The 23,159-nt window shown below is 53.6% G+C and carries 17 protein-coding genes; 7 read left to right on the top strand and 10 right to left on the bottom strand.

The annotated features are described in order from the left end of the window. Both TU76_RS25965 and TU76_RS25630 read right to left on the bottom strand, forming a co-directional pair. Positions 1-186, bottom strand: a complete 186-nt coding sequence (locus TU76_RS25965) for a hypothetical protein (RefSeq protein WP_478212692.1) — start codon at positions 184-186, stop codon at positions 1-3. Positions 187-280: 94 nt separating this feature from the next. Beyond that, entirely contained in the window at positions 281-433 is a 153-nt protein-coding gene (locus TU76_RS25630; protein ID WP_231984095.1) for a hypothetical protein, read from the bottom strand. Between the two features lie 574 nt (positions 434-1,007). Between TU76_RS25630 and TU76_RS14190 the strand changes: the two genes are divergently transcribed. Continuing rightward, positions 1,008-1,949 (top strand): SMEK domain-containing protein, encoded by a 942-nt coding sequence (locus TU76_RS14190; RefSeq protein ID WP_048654699.1) that lies wholly within the window; start codon positions 1,008-1,010, stop codon positions 1,947-1,949. Between the two features lie 363 nt (positions 1,950-2,312). On the opposite strand, the gene TU76_RS14185 is transcribed toward TU76_RS14190, so the two are convergent. Further along, entirely contained in the window at positions 2,313-2,711 is a 399-nt protein-coding gene (locus tag TU76_RS14185; protein WP_048351898.1) for a hypothetical protein, read from the bottom strand. A 91-nt stretch (positions 2,712-2,802) separates the two neighbouring features. Then, entirely contained in the window at positions 2,803-3,312 is a 510-nt protein-coding gene (locus tag TU76_RS14180; protein WP_048351897.1) for a hypothetical protein, read from the bottom strand. A gap of 287 nt (positions 3,313-3,599) precedes the next feature. On the opposite strand from TU76_RS14180, the gene TU76_RS25235 reads away from it, so the two are divergent. From TU76_RS25235 to TU76_RS14165, 4 genes are all read left to right on the top strand, one after another. Then, positions 3,600-3,893, top strand: a complete 294-nt coding sequence (locus TU76_RS25235; RefSeq protein ID WP_082136537.1) for an MBL fold metallo-hydrolase — start codon at positions 3,600-3,602, stop codon at positions 3,891-3,893. A 280-nt stretch (positions 3,894-4,173) separates the two neighbouring features. After that, entirely contained in the window at positions 4,174-5,403 is a 1,230-nt protein-coding gene (locus tag TU76_RS14175) for an ABC-three component system protein (RefSeq protein WP_048351896.1), read from the top strand. Further along, positions 5,393-6,058, top strand: a complete 666-nt coding sequence (locus TU76_RS14170) for an ABC-three component system middle component 1 (protein WP_048351895.1) — start codon at positions 5,393-5,395, stop codon at positions 6,056-6,058. Before TU76_RS14175 ends, TU76_RS14170 begins: the two co-directional genes overlap by 11 nt. Then, entirely contained in the window at positions 6,033-8,360 is a 2,328-nt protein-coding gene (locus tag TU76_RS14165) for an AAA family ATPase (RefSeq protein ID WP_048351894.1), read from the top strand. Before TU76_RS14170 ends, TU76_RS14165 begins: the two co-directional genes overlap by 26 nt. Positions 8,361-8,801: 441 nt before the next feature. Here TU76_RS14165 and TU76_RS14160 read toward each other — a convergent pair whose 3' ends face one another. The 3 genes from TU76_RS14160 to TU76_RS14150 all read right to left on the bottom strand — a co-directional run bounded on the left by TU76_RS14160 (position 8,802) and on the right by TU76_RS14150 (position 16,006). Next, positions 8,802-12,827, bottom strand: coding sequence for a DUF4365 domain-containing protein (locus TU76_RS14160; RefSeq protein ID WP_072022805.1), 4,026 nt, complete (start codon positions 12,825-12,827; stop codon positions 8,802-8,804). Positions 12,828-13,082: 255 nt separating this feature from the next. Continuing rightward, complete coding sequence (locus tag TU76_RS14155) at positions 13,083-14,600, bottom strand: Hsp70 family protein (RefSeq protein WP_048351950.1); 1,518 nt, start codon at positions 14,598-14,600, stop codon at positions 13,083-13,085. A gap of 515 nt (positions 14,601-15,115) precedes the next feature. Then, complete coding sequence (locus TU76_RS14150) at positions 15,116-16,006, bottom strand: LysR family transcriptional regulator (protein ID WP_048351893.1); 891 nt, start codon at positions 16,004-16,006, stop codon at positions 15,116-15,118. A gap of 100 nt (positions 16,007-16,106) precedes the next feature. Here TU76_RS14150 and TU76_RS14145 point away from each other — a divergent pair, with 100 nt between their 5' ends. Together TU76_RS14145 and dctA are read left to right on the top strand one after the other, a co-directional pair. Then, positions 16,107-17,276, top strand: a complete 1,170-nt coding sequence (locus TU76_RS14145; RefSeq protein ID WP_019827199.1) for a mandelate racemase/muconate lactonizing enzyme family protein — start codon at positions 16,107-16,109, stop codon at positions 17,274-17,276. 100 nt (positions 17,277-17,376) lie between these two features. Further along, positions 17,377-18,687, top strand: a complete 1,311-nt coding sequence (dctA, locus tag TU76_RS14140) for a C4-dicarboxylate transporter DctA (protein ID WP_048351892.1) — start codon at positions 17,377-17,379, stop codon at positions 18,685-18,687. 155 nt (positions 18,688-18,842) lie between these two features. On the opposite strand, the gene TU76_RS14135 is transcribed toward dctA, so the two are convergent. From TU76_RS14135 to TU76_RS14125, 3 genes are all read right to left on the bottom strand, one after another. Further along, on the bottom strand, positions 18,843-20,057 hold the full coding sequence (locus TU76_RS14135) for an aldose 1-epimerase family protein (protein WP_048351891.1): 1,215 nt from the start codon (positions 20,055-20,057) through the stop codon (positions 18,843-18,845). A gap of 132 nt (positions 20,058-20,189) precedes the next feature. Beyond that, a complete protein-coding gene (locus TU76_RS14130; RefSeq protein WP_048351890.1) occupies positions 20,190-21,545 on the bottom strand; it encodes an amidase in 1,356 nt (451 codons plus the stop codon). Between the two features lie 13 nt (positions 21,546-21,558). Next, on the bottom strand, positions 21,559-22,890 hold the full coding sequence (locus tag TU76_RS14125) for an MFS transporter (protein WP_048351889.1): 1,332 nt from the start codon (positions 22,888-22,890) through the stop codon (positions 21,559-21,561). Positions 22,891-23,159 lie beyond the last annotated feature (269 nt).

The following is a 23,159-nucleotide window of genomic DNA, read 5'->3' as shown; positions in this document are numbered from 1 at the left end:
TCAAACGCTAGCGAGTCGGAAGGTGCGGTGTAATATTTTTTCTAAGGTAAACGCATTGGTTTCAGATACTAGGCGAAGGCCAAATGACTGATGAAAATCAATCGATTCCCACCGAAAACTCCGCACTCTAGCGAGGATTTTGTTCGCTTTACCAATCTTGAATCTAAGGTGTTTTAGGTCTCGCAGAATGTAAACGTTTCTCGCCGTTCCTCGGCATCGCGTACCAGGAGATCTGCGGCTAGCTCACGTCGAACTCCATCGCTGAATCATTTTTAGGTTCTTAATTGAAGAAGTTTTCAGGCCATAAGAACGCCGGCAAATACCGGCGTATCGAATCAGCTTGAGCTTGAAAACCCCGAGCCTCAAGCTCGCGTACAAATATTGGCCAAGGCGGAATGTTGCTCATGTAGACATTACCAGAGGCGGTAGACATGCCACCTCCTTGAGCAGTCGAAAGGCCTCCGTATTGAGCAGTCGAGAGACCGCCGTATTGTGATGTGGATAGACCACCATACTGAGAGGTTGAGAGGCCGCCATATTGCGATGTGGATAGGCCTCCGTACTGCGAAGTCGACATGCCTCCATACTGGGATGTAGACATACCCCCGTATTGTGAAGTCGACATGCCCCCATACTGAGAGGTAGACATTCCTCCGTATTGAGACGTGGAGAGGCCGCCACGTTGCCCGGTGCACAAATTGCGCGGCCACAACCGCATGTTTGGAATTTCTGGCCTAGGCATTGTGTTTCTTCCTCAATAAATGAAAAATCCGACGTCAAACGCTTGTCCTATGAAAGACTCCGATATGGCAGCATAGAAGGTTTTTCTCGGAGGGGTGCCCTATTGAGGCTCCTCTCCTTACCCCCCTATTGCAGCGCCTTCTGCCCTTTGGCTATCAGGGACAAGATCACGACGGGGATTCTGCCTGAGAAGCTGATCATGCTGCATCGACTCTTTTTGTACTAGACTCCGCTCGCTGAATTCTGTCTACCACTTTAGGAATCCCATGTTGAAACACGAGCAACTGATCAAGGAGATCGCGCTTCATATCACTCATCTTAGCGCATCCGTACAGGTTCTCGGGTCAATGCACTTTTTTGACCTCAATATCGCAGCTGAACACTTCTTTCAGCGGTTACTCAATCAGATCTATGGGTACAGTCTTGTTAACCTTAACCATAGTCAGTTAAACGCAGCAGCAATCGACCTAGCCGACAAGAATATTAGTCTGGCAGTCCAGGTCACTTCGGATCGCCGAGCGCAGAAAATCCAAAAGACCTTGGATAAATTTGTAAAACACGGGCTGGGGACGACTTACAAGTCGCTAAAAATCTTAGTTATTGGTGAGCGAACAGGTAAATACAGCACTTTGACTGTTCCTGCCGGAGTGTTCTTCGATGGCAGTACAGATGTCATCGATAATAAATCGCTCATGCAAGACATCGAAAAAAAGACGACCTTGGAGCTCCAGGCCATCCTTGCACTCATAGAGAGTGAGATCAGCTATGGGCATACTGCCATTTCCGTCTTGGATAAGACCGATACTGAGGCTCTTTCCGATATTCGGGATCACATGGATCGCTCAGCTTTGCAGGACCCATGGCATTTGGAGAGCGATTATCGGGCGTTTGGAGAAACAATTACTGGTCTTATTGAGATGGTCAACACCGGGCGAGCGGATGGGCAGCTCGTTACAAAACCGCGATTCAAGTACCAAGACCGCGGTCTTGCTGATCAACTAAACGTTCTCTACAACCAACTGCGCGCGCTTCGACTGCTGTATCGGACTTATGTCAAAAGCGGTGAAATCGATTTGCCAGGCAACGTTTGCAACTTCCAATTGGCACAGACCGCAAAAACGTTTGATTCGCATCGAAATTTAATTAACGCCCATTTCAACTCGATTTCCGCTCAGTACAATCTCGCACCGTTACCAAACATTGGCTAGTCATGGATGTCTGCTAACATAATGTCATCAACTATTCTCTGACGTAATCCCAGCGCCGTCAGTTGCTATATGAACGTTTGCGGAGTCCCCATTGTTGACTGTTTGCAAAGGGGTTACTGCAGATAGTTTCTCTAATACAGAAAATTGAGTATGGGTATGCAAGGAACTCTTGAGCATTTCCGATCGGCACTGGGCAGTGCTGGGTGCTCATACCGCCCTGTACAACCATGGGTTCAAGTTTTCATCACCACTTTCACCTGAATGCGTGGCGACCTTGACGGCTCTTAAAATGCTCGGAAAATTTGGGGCTCTCTGGCAGCTACGACTTTCTGACTTTTATCAGTGGGTGCCGTTGTAGGTCGCTTAAGCTGTAACTTCTTCGCACACCACTGTTCCATCCTGACGAAGGCTTGGAGGGAACACTTCAATCCCACCATTTTTTGGAACAATGTCTTTATGCTGCGCTTTAACAAAGTCGCGCAATTCAGTTTTTGTATACTCTGAGTGCCACCAGTACTTTATTTTATGGGGCGCTTGAAGCTCAAGTGTAGGATCGTAATAGTTGCCATCAATCTTTATTACAGCATGCCCTAACCTTTCACCACTTTCTATTTCGACAAAACATAGAACATATTTTTCTGCTAGTGGATAATTGGTTACTGCAGCCAAGCAATTTGCGTAGCATTGTTTCGGCACTGTACAGCCGACACTATCGAGTAGCTGAAGCAAGCCACTTGGCAGCGGGGTCATTTCAATTTCCATAAGGACATCCATTCGTGAAGGGGGGGGGGGGGAGGCAAACACAAACTGAAAATCGCGAAAGCATATCTAGCTCGCTATCCTAACCGGAAAACTAAGCAAGCAATGGGAGTGAAACTTCCTGTTTTGCTTGTACAGCTGGATCTGAAATAACAGCTTGAACTTTTAGTTCATACGCCATGGACTTGAAATCGTCACTGAGTGCTGTCCAATCACATGATTCGAACGCGGCTTCGGAGATAATATATATTTCCTTTACGCCATATTCTCCAGCGAATGAACGAAGATACGTGAAGTACGGCAGCAGGTAGGCATGTTGAGTATCAGGACGAGGTGGGCTGGTCGATTTTCCACAAAGGGAAAAAATGAGGACACCATCGACAGCGGTATCTGAAAAAAACTTGTCCGCGAGAAACAATTCTCCAACTCCAACCTTACGATCGTTGGTGCTAGATGATTCAATTACGCAAACTACCCTGCCCTCAGCGTCCTGGAAAGATAGATCTGGGCGGTACTTATCTGAGCCAATGACGCTTCCATTGGAGTGCCGAACCCAACCGGTAGGGAATGCGATCGGCTTTTGTTTGAAATCAGAATCCGCCATTGATTTACCTTAGGTTACAGTCACTACGCTCACGTATTCATTCAACAAAACGGCGATGCTAATGACAAAAAACCAATAGTAGCAAATTGACATGCACTCAAGCCAGCCCTCCCCTGAGAGCGTCAAGGCAAAGTCGCATGCTGGAACCAGCCTACGAACTGCCAAGTATAAAACCAAGGGCGAATTCAACGCGGAGATTGCGCCTTGGTGATGGCTATTGGCTATTATACCTCCTAGTCTTCCGATATCATGTGAATTTTTGGATCAGGGTTTAGGTAAGGAGCTATATGAATTGCCACCTGCACGTGCGTCAACATTTCCATCCGGTAGGCCACGGAACGTTTTTCACCGGGGTAGTTTGGAATAATCAGTTGCGACGGGCCGTATTCAGTTGGGCTTATGACTGCGGATCTAGAAGTCAGCATCGTGTAGAAAAAGCAATCAATGATCAAAACATCGTAGGCTGGTTACCGCAGGAAATCGATTTTCTGGTTCTTTCCCACTTTGACAACGATCATGTGAACGGTGTGGAGCATTTCTGTAAGCGAACGGTGAACCCACCTACCGATCTCCCAAAATAAGGGCTATCGCGTCCGCTTAAAAATAGGCGGATAACATCGCCCTTAAATCTGGAGTTCGAAAGGTGTGTTCACCGCTCCCTTACCATCAAACCGCCCTTTTCGCGTATCGCAGTATCACTAGACCACCGCGCTTAAACGTTAAAGCCAAACAATAGAACTACTTTCCGGCGTCAGAAAAACAACAAAAATCTCTCCAGCATGCGATTTACAAGACACCATTTACATGGTGATATCTTTGTGCCATTTATGAGCGCCATATCTATCCGTGAAGGGAGTCAACGTGAGCGTTAAGAGCAAAGGCTATCCAGCCACCGCTGTGTCTACGTGGAGCGGCTACGTCTACCAAGGAAAAATTTCACTTTATCACTCCCTCAAGTTAATCCATCAGGGAGACTTAGATTTTGAGCTTCAACTAGATAGCAGCGATGATTTCGCCATTTACAAAAGCGGCGCACTTGTAAGCGCTCATCAAGTGAAAGCCAAGATTGGCACGTACAAAAGCGAGTACATTGAGGCACTGGAAAAATCATCTGCTGTCGAATACGATCGAGTTAAAGGCGTGTCACGCTACTTCCACGTATCCGTCCAACTCAACGACACCGATGATTACACCGGAAAGAACAACGAGTTGGTTCAATTTTACTCGTACGGGAACAACAAATACTGCGGTCTAGACGAGATCGAAGGACTCACAAAAGCTGTCATCAAAGAAATATGCAGCAGCAACTTCATCCTGCTAACCGACGAGCTCTTGCACTACAACTACTGCCTTCTGTCTGAGAAGATAAGCACACAAGCAGTCGCGATTCACCGAATGGTACAGATCGACCGAGAGAAGGCCAACAAGGCAGCGTTTGAAAGCCGCATTACAGCTCAGAGTTTAATAGACGATATTCTTAACAAGAACCCCTACAACAACACTGAGTATTATGCGATCGATTTGAAGGCAAAGCTGCACAACCATTTGGAGGACAGGCTTGATCAAGCCTTACCTGGTATGAGCGACACTTCCTACGGGCGAGCGCGTCGGCTCTTCGAACATATTCGGGATTCAGAAGCCAGCGACATGCAGACGCTTTGTCAATTGATAAAACCATCAGAGCGTTTCTCTAGCATACAAAAAGCAGATATCCGGCGTTATTCTGGCCTTATCGAGGACATGTCGATTGAGCCAGTTTTTAAACAATTCCCGCACTATCTGGACAGTGACAAGCGATTCTATCTTCCGACGGCCCTCGATCTGCCCTTCGTTGATGACCACGAGGGTTGCACTGCAGACTTACTGGGAGAAATGGATACCAATGGAGATTTACTCAAGCTGCTTTTTGAGTACAACAACCTCATCCCTAGCAGATCTTCTGAGTCTTTCATTATCAACACCAAGTTCACGCACCCCAACGACCTTGACGATCAGCAGGTCAGAGACCACATTGACAGTAACATCCTCAAATCATTTTGTTTAAGCATCGTGACTAAAGAAGACGCAGAGGCTCGTTTGAATGATAAATAGAATTATTGATGAGGCACTCATTTTCCATGGGTTCATCAAAGACTGCGAAACCGACCTTACGAGCTTCTACATTCGGGAGTCCGGCTCCGCCATCCGCTTTGCGATTTTGCATAAGCTGGATCACTTACCCGGTCCCACTGAGCTGAATGCTCTTATTAACCAATCGGCCCCCGACTCCTTCATGAACCACCCGACATTCAAGAAGAACTGCGATCTCATCTGCATTCATCACCTGAACCACCTAGCTGAATTCAAAGACCAGGAAGAACAGATTTTTGCGATTGAAGAGGATCCTCACTTCTTCAAGAAATATGTGCTTTACTACAGCGATACCGAGCAACATGCCATCCAAGACTATACCTTTAACAAACTGGTCGCCACTATCTCGGACAAGAGCCAGTTCAGCAACTACAAGAAAGACCCTCTGGCAGCTACGCAGTACAGTGTTGCGGCAAAGATATTCATTAAGCTTCCTTTTCTTGAGCTCCCGTTCACCCGAGGTGAGCTTATTTCATTGCGCCTGCAAGCAGCCGATGCTGTGGTTGAAGCAGGCCTTGATGAAACCTACAAAATCATCCAGAAACTCACCTCGAATAACGCTGAAGAATTGATCACGGAGCTGATGAACAATGAAATGGAAAATAGCGCGAATTGAAGTTTCTCGTTTCAAGGCTTTTAAACACGTCAATCTGGATCTAGGCACCTCATCGCTGCTAACGCTAGACGGGCCGAACGGGTACGGAAAAACCAGTGTCTTCGATGCTGTCGAGCTGCTGCTCACGGGTCAGATCAAGCGGATCGACAATCTCTTTTCAACATTGATGACCAAGCTCAAAACAAACTATGACGACAATCTCTTCTGGAACCAACGGACCGACCAAAAAGACCTGACCATCAAGATCGAATTTCATGATGGGGATAACCGCTTGGTTCTGGCCCGGCATGCACCCGTAAAAGCGTTCGACAAAAAATCGAACAACCGAGCGGACAAGTTCAAGCACTTCAAGCTGTATGAACTCCCCGATTTCGAGTCGAAAGCCTTCACGCAGGCAAACCTGCGTGAGAACGAGTTCCTAGACGAAGTTTTCGGCAAAAACTTCCGGGAAAACTTCACTTTCCTCAACTACCTTGAGCAAGGGCAAAATAAACTGCTGCATACGCGGGTAGACGAGCGCAAAGACCAGCTTGGCAACCTGTTCAACATCAACGATGTTGCAGCAGAGATTGAAAATTGCCGCTCACTCTCGACAAGGCTCACAAAATTCCTAGGGGACGAAAAACGCAAGGCTGATGAAGAAGCGCTTAACAATGAGTGCACAGCCCTGCGCGCGATGGTGCAGGCCGATCTGGGAAGTGTTGAGTACAAAAAGCTGTCCACGGTTGAGGTCGGGCCGGGTTGGGACAAGGAAGATCCCTTCCCCACCTACGACTCGGAGATTCACACCCAGTTCTCGACCGCCATTCGCAAGCTGAATGGCCTGCTACCTCAGAAAACAGCCATTCGTGTCAGAACTCAGAATGATGCCATCGATGCGGACATCGAGTCGCACGCGGAGTCGCTGAGCAGCTTGGCACTGCTGGGCACCGACTTGAACAAACTGGATGACCTGGAACAGAAAAAAAAGGAGCTCGACGGGCTCGGTAAAGCAGCAAAAATCGTCAAGAAAGGTGCTTCCGCCATCACTGCTGAGCAGGCACGTACACTGCCAAGTTGGGCAGTTGGTCGACTTCAATGGTTTGAAGAGCGAATCAAAGCGCGTAATGACTTGAACACCAGAAATACAGCCAATGACAGCGCTGCTGCCGAACTGGCTCGTCTGAAGCAGCAGTTGCTGGATGAGCACGCCAAGCTCTATCCGGACGACAAGTTTTGCCCCCTGTGCGGGAACGACTGGAAAACTCACATTGCGATGCTCGAAGCGATTGAGATCAGAGCCCAAAAGATCTCTGACGCCTTAGGAAAGGATGGGAAGGCACTCGTCGCGCTGACCACTGCGATGACCACTGAGTTGGGCACCATTGATACATTCATTCAGGGGCGCGAAGCGATCCTGAAGCCTGCCTACAACGAAGCACTGCATCAGGCGTTGGCCAAAGTAAAAACTCGCCTCCCTGCAATCCAGCAGATCCTGGAACGGCTCAGGGGCGAAGGCATCCAGATCACCTTCACATTCAACGAAGATGAAGTGGTGACAGCGGCTCGCCTGGAAGAACTGCAAAAAACGATGCGCGCTAAGAAAACGGACGAGACAGTGGTGCTCCCTGACGATTGGCGGCAAACCATCGAAGCAGTCTTCAAGGACTTGCAGGACTTCTACATTTTCGACGCTCAAGATCTGGCAAACAAAGAGCTCTACATCACGATCAAAGCCAACGAAGCGCAGAACAGCCGGCTTCAAAAAAGCCTTGAAGAACTGCAGAAAATGCAACGCGAGACGGAGGCCGCCACTAAAGCAAAGGGCAAGGTCATCCAACTGCGAACTACCTTGGAGAAAGCGGAGCAGAAGTATGCAGATCAGACTATCTCGGAGATCGAGCTCATCTTCCACATCTACAGTGGGCGGCTGATCCAGAACTACCAACGCGGCCTTGGGTTGTTCATCGAGAGCCGAGATGGCAAGCAGCTCAGGTTCCTGACGGCAGAACAATCTGAACATGACGCGGTCATGTCCATGAGCACGGGCCAGGTGTCGGCGCTGAGCCTGGCCTTCTTCCTGTCGCTCAACAAGGTCTACGCAGAAGTCCCGCTTATCCTCATCGACGATCCATCTCAATCTCTAGACGAGGTGAACATCGCATCTCTGACCGACCTGCTCCGCTGTGAGCTCAAACACAGCCAGTTGATCGTGTCGTCGCACGAGGAGGATATCTCGGCGTACATGCGCTACCGATTCAACCGGGCCGGTCTGACGACGAGCTCGCTCAACATGCAACGCTTGGCCAAGCAGGCGTCCTAATGGTCACCGCGTAGCAATTCAGCGACAGGGGTAACCCGAGCGAGTTCGATACTGACGTCTTCGAGGTCGGGGGGCATGGAACGCCCCGCCCGACTTCATCGATGCTCGTCCTACCTTCGATACACCGCTCAACGGGATTCACTGGATATGTTCTCTAAAGCGCTCAGCAGATCGTCGAGGGCATCACGCAACCGGCGATATTACCGCTAAGGAGGTCTTACTGAGCTTGCGCATGAACTTCCTACTGATCAGCGACTTGGCCCAACGGCTTAACTGGCCATGAACGGCGAAGTTAGGGCCCGCCTCCACAGGCAATCCGAGCGTCCTCGCTGCCGACCAATTCGGCCGCCAATTGAAGCGGGAAGTTCTGGGTCTGACCGGACTATCGAGACCCACGACCAGAAATACGATGTTCAAGGTTGCGTACAACTTTCAGTTTTCTCAGCCAAATTTTTGAATGCGCACTTGCCGCATTTTCTGATTTTGAAAAGCCGATTGGGCATGTGCAGGATTTTTTCGTTGACTAGCTTCCTCCTGCCGCAGCACCACAGAATAGGCATTAGCAAAAATACGTGCCTCGACTGATCCGTTCGGCAGGCACTTTATGAGAGCTGAAAAAACGTCATTTCCCAAACCCGGCGTAACGTGCTGTAAGCGGGCACATTCGCCCCCCAATACCTGTATCGCTAACTCCATTTTAGTGTCATCGAGATGCCCCTGATGCCACTCGGTAATCAGAAGATAGACTCGCCAAAGTCGCACCCCCGACTCCCCCTCTAAAGATTTAATGCTTGCCGTATAGGTTACTAGACGGGCAATCGTTCGAAGAGCTTGATCAGGAGCATCTTTACTCATGCCTGCCTTCACAAACCACTGAATCATCAACGCTGCGATAGCAATATCACATATCGGCTCCAAGACGAGCATCAGACCAAGCAGCGCAGCAGCGTGTCGCATGGTTTTCTGGAACGGAAGCTGATAATCCCACACAGCTGACACCAGCATTTTCAAGTCGGGGTCGCCGTCAAGAATCCGAACTCCTTGACTCACGTTCGTCGCCTGCAAAAGCCCGAGAGGGAGAAGTGCAATAAAATCTTGCCAGCGGACCAAGATGCCGACATTCCACTGACAGAGCTGTGCAACCTTACGGGCTTTTTCTCTGATATCTAGAAGCCCCGACTCGACTAAGCCATCGAGCACATCGAGGGTGCAGATACCGTCAGGGTCAGCGCCCCCAGCGCAAAATATTCGAAAGGTAGCGTCGTCAGAATAAAGCCTGAAGTCAGCCGCTTGAGCAGCACAAATATCCGTGATATGGGTGTTCCCTCGACCAACCACGGCATACTTTCCCTGGCTACGCTCAGTCGTGGATGAAGACAGTTGGAGAATCGAGCTCAGGTGTTGTCTCAGTGCCTGCTGCAACGCCAAACATTTGTCACGCATGGGGCTGCCAAAAATGGGGCTGGAAAGCTCTAGCAACTCCTCCAGGGTCGCTTTGGAAACAGCGACGGTGCCGAAGAAAGTCATTACTCGATCAATCAGTTCCAGATCGAGAAGCACTAACAAGGCCGTGAGGTCCAACAATGGCACGCGCGCGCGTAAATCTTGCGCTGTCAGGATCGGCCGATCTGAACCCATTGTCATTGCCAGATGATATTTCGCGTCATCGCGGCTCGACGCCTTGGCAATCTCCCAGAGATGTACCACATCAGATACCGATGAAAGAGCTAAGCGGGGACGCCAAGAAAAAGGAACTGTGGTCGAACCCTGCTGCAATCCTTTCTCTAGCCTTCTTTGCAAAGCTTCACCAGCATCGGTAATACCCGTCAGAGACTTTAGGGCTGACAAGAACTCCTCATGAGACCAATCCTCTCGAATCTCACCTTTGCGCAGAATCTGGGAGTTTGGAAATTTTTCGAAGAATGCCGACGCCCTCTCCTGAAAGCGTTGACGATCAGTGGAAGCGTCGCCATCCGCATCGCCCGAAGGGGCGGCGAGGATCATCATCAGGAAAGCCCCCTCCTGCTGCTCATCGTTTCGATCAACCATCTCTCCGATTTTTAGCGCCAACGCACGGAGCCTAGCACTTGCAGGATCAGCAAGATGGATCAACGAATAGAGCGTTCTCATGCATTCGAGACGCTGCGCATTAGAATCGGCCACCTCCAGGAAGCGTTCCGCAGCATCGACGGCTTCACTCACATAGCCACACCGCGTAGCGATAGTGACATAAGTATCCAGCGCAACATGGTCATTTGAGCCTGAGGCTAGAAGAGCGGCTAAACGATCACGTGCCGCACTGGAGCGTCCGAGATGATCAAGCGCCAGCGCTTCGAACGCCAGCATGCGATCCCCGGCCTCCGCACGGACGCTCCCCCCTTGACACAAACTCAACAGCGCGGACCAGTCCTTTAACGTAATTAGCGCCAGCCCCACCCGTACCGCCATCACTGGAGTCAGCAGGCTCTCCTGGGTGATTCGCTTCGCGACCTGGACACAATGTTGCGCCTCTTCTGGCTGAGTCGGATTCAACTCCTGCAACAGCGTGAAGGCTAGGTCTTGAGGCTGACCGAGTTGCTCATAGCAGGAATGCAATGTGCGGAGCGCTTCACTCTTCTCATTCTGATTGTGCTCAAGGGCCAGATGATATCGTGCAAGAGCGGCAAAGCCCTGCAGGTTCGGGTCACGTTGGAGGTCGTCCAGCCAGGCACGCACAAGATCTGGCCGCACCAGCTTCTGCGCCGACAAGATGGCCGCGACGGCCGCAGTGCCAAAGCGCGGATACAGACGGTCAGCGGACCCATAACACTCCTGAAAGCTCCGCACGGAAAGGCGATGCTTGCCAGTAGAGTGAAACAGGAGTGTCGCCCACAGACTGTTGATTTCAGATGGTGGCAACGAGCTGTTTACCTTAAGCGCCAACTCATGGTCACCACACTCTACAGCGACAATTCGAAGCGCTTCCTGTAGACCGTGCAACTTAGGGCGCGCCGTCGTCGCCTCGACCAACAGTGGCAGAATTTCCGGCCCCTTACCCAAGGCAAGGGCGGTAGACGGCCAGATATCAGAAAGGTGTTCGATGTTAGATTGCCACCCTGCCGCCCGGAACGACTCAACCGCTGCGTTGACAGCTGCCCACACCTCCAGAAGCATCACCGGATCGACCCCAGGTAAGCCAGAGGCCGGGATAAAAGGGAACTCAGAGTCTAAGGTTGCAACATGAGCCAACGCGAACTTAGCTCGTGCTTTATAAAGCAGGAGTGTCTGCCCCACAGAGGTGAGCGGGTCAGCGAAAGTAAGCCCTTGATCGCAGCAATTCACGGCAGCGGTATGCTCGCCGTTCAGCAGATGAGCGAGGGCTGTTGTTACTGAGCGCTCGGGCTCCAGCAGCGCCTCGGCGATCTGAACTGCACCTCGATAATCCCCCTGGATCGCGGCAAGACGCGAACGGGTGGCAATAATCAGCGGATCCTCTCCCTGAAGCTGGGCCCCCAGTTCGGGCAACGTTTCGCGAGCATTGTCAAATCGCAGTCGGATCTCGGCCTCGCACCAAGCGGCTTGATACTTCGGCAATGGGTTGAGTTGATAGGCACGTTGATAGGCAGCGCTTGCGGACACATCTGCACCAGATTCCACATGCCAGTTACCCTGCAGGCACCAGTATTCGGCTTGTTCAAGGACGGTAGCCCCTCCCAGCATCCGCTCGGCGACGTCCAGGTGCGTGCACGCGCGCTCCAACGCATTTGCTAGCAGGTCGACCCTCGCCTGGCTGAGCTCCCAAGCAAGGGATCCCTGTGCCGGAGCGATCCAGTGCCCTTGCGCCGGGGCTGCGAGGGCTTCGATAAAGGATGCCCCTCGTGCGGTAATCCCCTGTGTCGCTCCTTGCACCAGCGATAACCGTTCCTCGGAAGGCATATCCGGATGGGTCTGTTCAGTGTGTCCACCCAACAGATGACCGACGCGGGAATAATCATTTTGCTGGCCGATTTCCGCAGACAGATCGGTCTTTCTGTTGATGAGGTTCTTACGAGGTGCTTTGAGCGTTACGGACTTCTGCTCGGCGGGCAAATCCAACACATTGATCCGGCTTAACTCCTCATGAATCCAGACGTAATGCAAGGGGCAGTCAACCGGATCCTCATTAACGGATAAATCGCAGATCACTAGAAGTATGGGTTCGACCACACGATTGTAGTACCTGACCGTCGAGGCCTTTAAGGCCACCGAGATAAACTCACCGTCCGCTGAAATCGACGGTGAGCGCGTTCCTTTGAGCTGGATACGAAAGACATCCGTGACCTGTTGGTTGGGCGTTGTCTGGACTTGATAGTCGAACCCGTAGTCGTCGGTCCCCTCCAAGCTCTGGATACGCCAATGTTGGGGGCGTCGCGCCCGGAGACAAGAGTCCGCATCAGCATTGATATCGTGCTGATCACCGGTTTGAGGCAGTGGTCCTTCTACTCGCATGCGACAATCTCCGATGATTCAGTGGGGCTACTCAACGAGCATCAATCGCTCACAATACTGTGGTGGCCAGGGCTAGTGGCACATAGAATGTCATTTCCCATCGCACCACGATACTCAACCCAGCCCGGCATCGCATTCAGCAACCTTAATTTCGGCAATGCGCTCGGATGAGTCCAGGGATGTAGGTGGTGCGCTGGTACGAAGTTGCCCACATTGTTGGAGGTCTTTCAGCCGTGATTCGGTGAAGTAACCTGGTCATTTCGCATGAGCGTCAAAGGCCGTCTTGTGCACCGTGGCCGCATGCATCGCCAAGCCTTCTACTACCCCTAGCGACGCATCTCCATGGTGTATCTCACAACCTGGAAAGTGTCGTTTGACAGCCTCTGCGATATAGGGCGCTCGCGACATGCCGCCGGTAAGCAACACGATCGGAGTTCGGCCAGCGGTCGCCCCCCTCACCTGACTGAGCAACTCGTTGAAGGAGCGCATGTACCTTTCATATCCAAACTCCAGATCAGATGTCCCCGCCTTGGCTCGAAGCCCCTTCTGCACGTAATCGAGAGAAACGTATGCTTCGGCTTCTGAACTGAGAGCGACCTTGAGCCTTTCTACGTCACGATTCATCCTGACAGTGACCCCATACCGCTGCAGCGCAAGCAAACGCTTCTTGTAGGGAGCTTTGATCGAATCAACGTCTACTTTTCGAAAGGCCGCTTGCCGGTTCTGGTCGCTGACCATGGCGGCGTCGACGTAAAACGGTGCGAGCAGGCGACAATCATTTTTTCCAAATAGTGGCATTACCGCGCGAAGAGAAAGTCCAAGGTCCACATCGGTGCCGCCCTTAGCTAAGCCCCAACTGGCGTCCAGCTCCGGCGCCCCGGCTTGACCACCGACATGCCCAACGGCGATATCAGTGGTACCACCTCCTACATCCACGACTACCGCAAACTGGGACTCAGGGAAATCCATGTGATAAGTGATTGCGGCGGCGGCGGGCTCTGCCAGGAAATCTACTGATTTAAATCCCGCACGATGTGCTGCTTCGCGCAGCAGCTCCACTGCCTGGTCACTTCCCTCTGGCCCCATCGAGCTTCTAAATACAACAGGCCTGCCAATAGTGGCTTCTGTGACATCGACACTCAATTGCTCAGTCGCCGCACGCCGGACGTGCTTTAGGACATTCGAGACGATTTTCACAATCGCTTCGCGCTGTGGAGCCGCTAACCTGAAACCAAGCATGGATTTCGGAGATTGGATGAGTCGGCCTTCCTCGTACCAAAAGAATTCCTCAATCGCGTCTTCGCCAAAAACTGCTGATTCGTCGACGTTAATCGAGCTAGCCCTACCCGCCTCCCTCTGCTCATAGGCCCATTGGCGTCGAGCTGCGGAAATGGTCGCTCTCCGAATTTCCGCAGCCAAAGGCGATACGGGCTTCTTCAACTCCGAGGTAGCCCAGGAAATTCGAGCCTGTGCCTCTTCTTGAGTAATATCGCCATTCTTCGCTAGCGATCGATAGTGGAACCGAATTTTGCTGGTTGCCTCATCATATTCTCCGAGAGCCTTCGTATACGCCGTCGTCGAAGCACTAAGGTTGTCGCGGACCTGCTGCTCATAGGCGTCTGGCTGAAAAAGGGTCCAGTCAATAGACTTCTCCGGTATGAATACCGCAGTTCGAAACTGGCTGTCGCCGCCGAAGGAAATATGTCGAAGCTCACCGTCTATGTAGGCAGCTGCTGCGGTGTAGCTCGTTCCAAAATCAATCCCTATGCGCATGGTCATCCTAAACATTCAAAGCGGAGGTCGCAGAATCCACCTCCCAACGTCACCGGGCACGGAGGCAATATGCTATCACTTTCAGTCAGATTGTGATCGGGGGTTCACCATTAGGAGTCTCAACTGATACATGCGCGGCCTTATACTGTGCCAAAATGCCAGACGCCCTCCGCTTTCCACCGAGGTGGCGCTGAAGCCCCAGACAAGACTGCTGCCGCACAGCTACGGACGAAGTAACTGCCGTAAGCGAACCAGCAACGCCGCCTGAAGGCGGGGAGGCAGATCCGCAAAGAGCCACTGACAGTCCACCATGGAGGTACACTGGAGTCCAGTGGGCGCCACCTCGACAGATGTTAGAAATCGCCGTTCGCGATCACTTTTACAACCCAAGTCACTGGGGGCAATAATGGGGGCATAATCAGCTTTTTGTGACCTGAAAGTACCGCGCTAGAGCCCTGTCAAAATGTTTTTTGGCGACCCCGATAGCCTTTGAATCACGCCGGGGTTCACAACCCTCATTCAGACTGTGGCTCACTGCCCGCCCGGCTCCAGAAGCTTTCGGCAGACTGACTGAGGATTGCTTTTGGGCGGGTCAGATGAATTTCCAGGGGTATGTCCCAGCTCTCGTCGAGCGCTCTAACCAGGCGTCCATCCAGGATTTCCTGCTCGGTGAGGCTTTTGGGCAACCATGCCACGCCTTTGCTTTCCATGGCCATGGACATCAGTACCGCTGCAAGGTGGCTGCTGAACAGTGGCTTGAGGTGCAGGTAGTCTTCCTTGCCTCGCAGCCTGTGGGCAACGATGCGCCCCAGTCCTGACTCATGGGTGTAGGCAAGGTAGGGCAAAGCTGCCGGTGAGGTGCCGAAGTTAGCGAATGCACTCGCAAGCGGCACGAGAACGTCCTCCCCCACCTTCTTGCTGATGAACTGATCAGGTGCCAGCAACGGCGGAACGTCAGGGTGGCGATGGCAGAGCAGAAACTGAACCTGGCCATGGATCAGCATCTGCTCGCAGACAGCCATGCTGTCCGAGTGCAGTTGCACAGCCTCTATGGGGGCACCGTTTTCGGAGCTTCGAAGCCACTTGGGAAAGAATGTAAACGACAGGGAGTGAGTGGCCGCAAATTGCAGCGACCTGGCTGCTGCCCCTGCAACTTCTTGAGCCTCGTTGCGCATCCTGTACAAGTTTCTGGCGGCTTCCTGGGCACTGGGCAAAATTTGCCTTCCTGCCTCGGTAAGGGTCGCCCCTTGCGGTGTACGCACAAACAACTCGACCCCCATCCAGGTCTCCAGTGAGCGAACTCGGCGGCTGAATGCCGGCTGAGTGACATGGCGCGCTTCAGCGGCACGGACAAAGCTGCCGTACTCCGCAAGCGCTGAAAGATCTTCGAGCCAGACGAGTTCCAAGGGGCCATGCCTCCTGTGCATAGGGTCCGGCATTAATAGCATTGGGCGGGTGACATCGCAAAGCCTAACGTGGGGCCACCAACAACAAGAGGAACCTGTCATGCGCATCGTAGACATCCGTGAAAAAACTGTTTCCATCGCCTCCCCGATTGCCAACGCCTATATCGATTTTTCCAAAATGACCTGCTCGGTGGTCGCGGTCATCACGGATGTGATTCGCGACGGCAAACCCGTCATCGGTTACGGTTTCAACTCCAATGGTCGCTATGGCCAGGGCGCTCTGATGCGCGATCGTTTCCTGGCGCGCATCCTGGAAGCGGATCCGGACACCCTCGTCGACCACGAAAACAACAATCTGGACCCGTTCGCCATCTGGAAAGCCCTGATGACCAACGAAAAGCCAGGTGGCCACGGCGAGCGTTCGGTCGCCGTTGGCACCCTCGACATGGCGGTATGGGATGCCGTTGCCAAGATCGAAGGCAAGCCGCTCTATCGCTTGCTGGCTGACCGTTACCGTAATGGCGTGGCAGACGACAAGGTCTGGGTCTACGCAGCGGGCGGTTACTATTACCCCGGCAAAGACCAGACCAAGCTCAAGGCCGAAATGCAGAGCTATCTGGATCGCGGCTACGACGTTGTCAAAATGAAGATTGGTGCAGTACCGCTGGACGAAGATATCCGCCGCATCGAAGCGGTGCTCGAAGTGGTTGGGGACGGTCGTCGACTCGCGGTCGATGCCAACGGTCGTTTCGATCTTCAAACAGGTATCGCTTACGCTGAAGCCATCAAGAAGTACAACCTGTTCTGGTACGAAGAGATCGGCGATCCTCTGGATTACGCACTCCAGGCGGAACTGGCCAATCACTATGAATTGCCCATGGCAACCGGTGAAAACCTGTTCTCTCACCAGGACGCCCGGAACCTCCTGCGCCACGGCGGTATGCGCCCTGATCGCGACTTCCTCCAATTCGACTGTGCCTTGTCCTACGGGCTAGTTGAATACATGCGCACCCTGAAGGTGATGGAAGAAATGGGCTGGTCTTCCCGCCGCGTCGTTCCCCATGGCGGTCACCAGATGTCCCTGAACATCGCAGCCGGCCTGCACCTGGGCGGCAATGAATCTTACCCGGACGTTTTCCAGCCTTTCGGCGGTTTTGCTGACGGTATCCGCGTTGAAAATGGCTACGTCGGTCTGCCGGATATTCCGGGGGTTGGCTTCGAAGCCAAGTCCGCCTTGTACGCAGTCATGCGTGAGTTGGGCGAAGGCTGATCATCTTAAATCTGCGGTCTCTAGCCAAGGCCGCAGCATCAGGCGTCCTGCGCGAACGTCCAGCCACATGCCCATCACAAAAATAAAATGAGGTGCTTTCGTGGAAATATCCAAGTCCCGCTGGTACAGCCAGCTGTATATGCAAGTGTTGATCGGTATCGTGATCGGTGCAGCAATCGGTTACTTCATGCCCGATATTGGAGCCAAGCTCCAGCCCTTTGCCGATGGCTTCATCAAACTGATCAAAATGCTGTTGGCGCCCATTATTTTCGGTACGGTCGTTGTGGGTATCGCAAAGATGGGCAGCATCAAAGAAGTCGGGCGCATTGGTGTGAAAGCGCTGATCTACTTCGAGATTCTTTCAACCATCGCCCTGGTCGTCGGCCTTATTGTGGTCAACATCGTGAAGCCTGGCGTAGGCATGAATATCAACGTCAACGCGCTGGATGGCAGTGCCATCAGTAAGTACAGCCAAGCGGCCAGTGAGCAAGGTGGCACCATTGAATTCTTTCTCAATATCATCCCGCACACCTTCATCGGCGCATTCTCGAATGGCGTGATGCTGCAGGTCATCCTGCTGTCGGTATTGATGGGTGTTGCCCTGGTTCAAATGGGCGAGACCAGCAAGCCACTGATCAACACCATCGATCTGTTCCTGCAAGGTCTGTTCAAGATCGTAGCAATGGTCATGCGCCTGGCACCCATTGGCGCCGGTGCTGGCATGGCGTTCACTATCGGCAAGTACGGTATTGGTACCTTGCTGTCACTCGGTCAGTTGCTGATCGCGCTCTACATCACAACCTTGATTTTCATCGTGGTGGTACTGGGCACCGTTGCCAGATGGTCGGGCATGCCGCTCATGCAGTTTCTTCGTTATTTCAAGGATGAAATTCTCATCACCCTTGGCACCTGCTCAACCGAAGCCGTACTGCCGCGAATGATGGTGAAACTTGAAAAACTTGGCTGCAAAAAATCAGTCGTGGGCATGGTGTTGCCAACGGGATACACCTTCAATGCGGACGGAACCTGTATCTACCTCACAATGGCCGCCATCTTTATTGCCCAGGCAACCAATACGCCTCTGACGTTTGTGGATCAGATGATTCTGCTCGGTGTATTCCTGCTGACGTCCAAAGGCTCGGCAGGCGTAGCGGGTGCGGGATTTGTGACGCTGGCTGCAACACTCACCACCATCCACTCCATCCCTTTGGTAGGGCTCGTCTTGCTGCTGGGCATTGACCGCTTCCTCAACGAAGCGCGGGCCGTGACTAACCTGATCGGTAACGGCATCGGCACCCTCGCCATTGCCAAGTGGGATAACTCGTTCGATGTAGAGGCCTGCGAGCGTGAAATAGCGGCAATGAAACACGAAAAAGCGCAAAGGAAGGCAGCCTTGCTGGCGCAAAAATAACCTGCAACGCACTCCGGTCATTCCGTGTCAGTAACGGTGATGACCGGTAGTGCATTGCGGGTCGAGCTCACTGATGGAGCGATTACACCATGCCGTACGCTAAGGGGTTGGTTGTCTGCCTTACAGCGTTGCTGCCCTCGCCGCAGTGAGGCCGATCACTCCTTACTCAAATCCACCAACGGCGTTTGCCGCACTTCTGTCGCGCGTCCGTCCTGGATCGATTTGACCTGTTGCAACGCTTTGTCCACCGCCGGTTTGTCGGCCAGCAACGAGTAACTGATGCTGAACTGGCGCTGTTCTTTGGGGCCAATGGTCGGGACCAGGTTCAGCGGCCGCTGGTAACGGCGGTTGTAGGAAAAACTGGTGCCTGGCTCAAGCCCGGTGACGTAGCCCTGGCCGCGTGTATCGGTGTTTTTCCACAGCGAGAACACCGGCAATTGCTGGACATTGAAACCCACTGCGACGCCCAGGCTGGCGGCCTTGTTGTGCAGCACGGTCAAGGTATCGCCTTTGGCGTCGCCGTAGGGCACCACGTTGTACACGGTCTCATCGTAGTCAGGGGTAGGTGCGCGATAAGTCTGCCATTCGCCCAGATCGGCTTTGGCCTTGTCATTGAATGGCGACACTTGCTTGACCGGCGCCGCAAAGCGGGCGCCCTCTTCCAGAAACGGCGTGCTGAAGTTGCTGTGGTACAGCGCCTGGTATTCTTTCGGGTAATCGCCATTGTTGGTCAACGTGTCATTGAGCACAAAGCGCGCCGCACCCGGTTCGGTGACCAGTTCGGTTTGCACGCTGAAGTCCACTTTTTTGAAAGCCTGCTCTTTCAACTCGCCACGTACATGTATTGCATACGGTGGGGTTTCGTCGATGTGCACAGTCACCTTGCTGGCAGGGATATTCGCCGCGCGACCATGCAAGGTCAGCAACTCGCCGTTGTCCATGCCCGGATGGCCTACCCACTCATAACCACAGCGAGTGACCAGTTCGTTGAAGCCTTCAAGCCAGCCCAGACCGCCACGTCCGTTAAGCTCAATGAACGCCGGATTGACCACTTCCTTGACTGGCGAATCCCACCCCATGCGCGCACTGCCGACCTGGGCACTGAGCACATTCATCCCGCGCGTGGGCACCACCGTCAGTTTCATCGTGCCGTTATCGATATCAATCAGGCTCACGCCTTCCTGCCGACCGCCGTGCAAGGTGCGCATGCTGATTGAAAACGGTTTGTCGACCTTGATCCCCAGCTGCTCGCTGGTAATACGCTGATTACTGGCAGGCTTGTCGCTGTCGAGCAGCACAAAGTCCCATGCAAAAGCGTGAGAGCCAAAGGACAGAGCTGCAATGGCGCAGGTGACGGGAAGCAGTTTCATGGGCGGATCCTTTCTTGGAATTATAATTCGCTGATTAGGTGAATCGATTCAGCGCGGAGTCCAGTCTAGCTCCATTTTGAGCGCCCAGGGCGCTCGTCAGACTCATTGTTAGTTCGAGGTGGATCGCCCGGCTCAGTCCCGTACGTACAGGCTGGCCATTATTTGCAACAAACGATCATCCTCCCCTGCCGCGCCAATCACCTGCAGCCCCACCGGCATACCCCCCACTTGCCCAGCAGGCAAGCTGATAGCAGGTAGCCCGGTGAGGTTCCAGGGGCTGGTGTGGCTGAGTACTGCGGCCCGCACATCAATGCGCTGCTCGCCCACCCGGACCTCGCGCACATCAATCTCAGTCGCGGTTATCGGTACGCTGGGCGAAACCAGAAAGTCATAGTGTTCGAACAATCGCGCCATCGCCGCCTGGTACTGCGCCTGACTGGCCTGGGCACGAATGTACTGCCAACCTCTGACTTCACGGGACAACTCCAGACGCTCGCGTACCTCCTGTTCGAATTTAAGCGGCGCGTCCTCCATGCGCTCGGCATGCACGTCAAAAGCTTCGGCGCGTTGCAGCACAAGCAAGGTGTCTTTCATTGCAGCAGCCAGGGGCTCAAGCTCGCGGGTCTCCTGCAGTGCATCAGCAAACAGCTGCTGCGCCGTTTGGTAGACCTGGCGCTCCACTTCGGCGTCGACCGGCCCGAAGCTGCCAGCGGTAATCCAGCCAACTCGCAGCGGTCGAGAGTTCGTCGTGGGCGCACACGCTCGCCCCGCCACGGCTTCAAACAGCAACCGCGCATCCTCGACATGATTGGCAATCGGGCCCACATGGTCGAGGCTCGATGACAACGGAAATACCCCCTCAAGCGGCACACTGGCAAAGGATGGCTTGAAACCAACAACGCCACACAACGCCGCAGGAATACGGATCGAACCCCCGGTGTCGGTGCCCAATGCCAGTGGCACCATACCGCTGGCCACCGCCGCCGCACTGCCGGCGCTGGAACCTCCCGTGATGCAACGGGGATCCCAAGGGTTACGCGCGGCCCCCTGAAGCGAGCGGTCACCGGTCGGGCCGTAGGCAAATTCGTGGGTCAACGTCTTGCCGACGATCACTGCACCCGCCTCGCGCAAACGCTGCACGCACAGTGCATCGCGGCTCGGTCGGTGGCCCTCGAAATGCGCCGAACCATAGGTGGTGACGTAATCAAACGTATCGATATTGTCTTTGACCGCTACGGGTATGCCTTGCAACGGACCCAGGTCCTGGCCTTGGGCGAACAGCTCATCGGCCTTGCGTGCCTGGGCCAGTGCGATGGGGGCGTCGATCTGAACAAAGGCATTGAGGATCGGATTCAGACGCTCGATGCTGTCCAGGGCGGCCCGGGTCAGCTCGACGCTCGTCAGGCTGCCCGCGCGCAGGCGCTCGGCCAGCGCGATGACTGATTGGCCAAAGAAATATCCAGCGTGGGTAGGCTTCTCCAGGTTCATACAGACAACTCCATCAAACTACTGCTGGTGTAGGGGAAGTGACAACCGGCCGACCGCCGGGACGCACCATCAACATCGCACTCATACCCAGTGCCGTAGCCACCGCTGCCGCCACGAACATCGACGAGTATCCGTAGCGAACAGTCAGGTAGCCAGTGAGCATCGGAGCGATAAACGAAGCGGTGTTGGCGATGAAGTGGGTCATGCCGCTGTAGGCACCTACCCGGTTGGACGGGGCAGTGTCGATTACAACCGCCCAGTAGACCGAGTTGGGCAGTGCGTTGAGGGCATTAGCCAGGGTCATCAGGGCTATCACACCCCACACGGTCTGGGCCTGAGATACCAGGATGAAGCACAACGTGGTCAACAGCAGGCAGGTCGCGGCAAGCCAGCTGCGGGCCACTTTCAGATTGCCAGTGCGGCGCAGCAGCAAGTCGGAGATCTTGCCGCCCAACAGCACGGTGAAACAGGCGCCGGTCCACGGGATCATGCCCATGTACCACAGCGAGGAGAGGTTGTAGTGAAATTCGTCTTGCAGGTATTTGGGAGTCCACGTCAGCAACAGGAAGGTCACGTAGACAAACGAGAAATAACCGATCGCGTTAAGCAGCAAATCCTTGTTTTTGAAGAAGTGCCAAACCGGCGCGACGCTGGTGGTAGGGGTCGTGGCATTGACCGCTTCGGCCCGCTCCTTGCGCAGAAAATCAAGCTCAGCTTTGGACACACGCGGGTTTTCATCGGGGGTGTTGGTGAACCGTGTCATGAAGAAAATCAGCAGCGCCAGACTGACCACGCCCAGCACCACGAACATGCTGCGCCAGTCACCGGTCAGGGTTTGCAGGCCTACGGCTACCGGGGCGGTCAACAGTGCGCCCAGAGGTGTGCTGAGCAGACCTACTGAAACCACAAAGCCCCGCTCTTTGGGCGTGGCCCAGTTGGCCACGCTCTTGTTGATGACCGAATAGGCCGGGCCTTCGGCAAAGCCGAACATCACGCGGATAGTGGCAAAACCGGCCATGGCCGAACCACCCAGAAACGCCAGCCCGAAATCACCGGCAAAAGCAGTGGCGATTTCAAAAATCGACCAGGTGGCACCCGCAATCAACCAGATGCGCTTGGCGCCATAGCGGTCGGCCAGAATGCCTCCGACCAACGCGCCAAGGATGTAACCGTAACCGAAGTAACCCAGCACATTGCCCCAATCGGCCTTGTCGAAACCGTACTCGGGAAGAATGCTCGCCGACGCATAGGCAATCGCGCCGCGGTCAATGTAATTGAGCAGTGCCATGAGCATGATCAGGAAGAAAATCTGGTAGCGGAAGGACGGGATGACGGGGCTGTTCATAAGGGATCTGACTCTTCAAGTGATGGCAGAAGTCAATAAGTCGGCCGGTGTCCGCTGATGCCGGTCAGTTAAGGGTTGAACTTGACCCCTTGTGGGAGCGGGCTTGCTCGCGATACAGGCGACGCGGTCAGATGCTCACACCGCGCCGCTCCAATCGCGAGCAAGCCCGCTCCCACCTCTCCCCTGACTGACAGGCATTAGCCGGTGTCGGCGTATTTTTATTGTTTTACCCAAACGTTTGGGTTGGCGAAATGTAGAGCCAGAAAAAG

It is taken from the genome of Pseudomonas psychrophila (assembly GCF_001043005.1).
GTDB classification, from domain to species: Bacteria; Pseudomonadota; Gammaproteobacteria; order Pseudomonadales; family Pseudomonadaceae; genus Aquipseudomonas; species Aquipseudomonas psychrophila.
The sequence above is the reverse complement of the archived record's forward strand: the minus strand, read 5'-3'. Positions and strand labels throughout refer to the sequence as shown.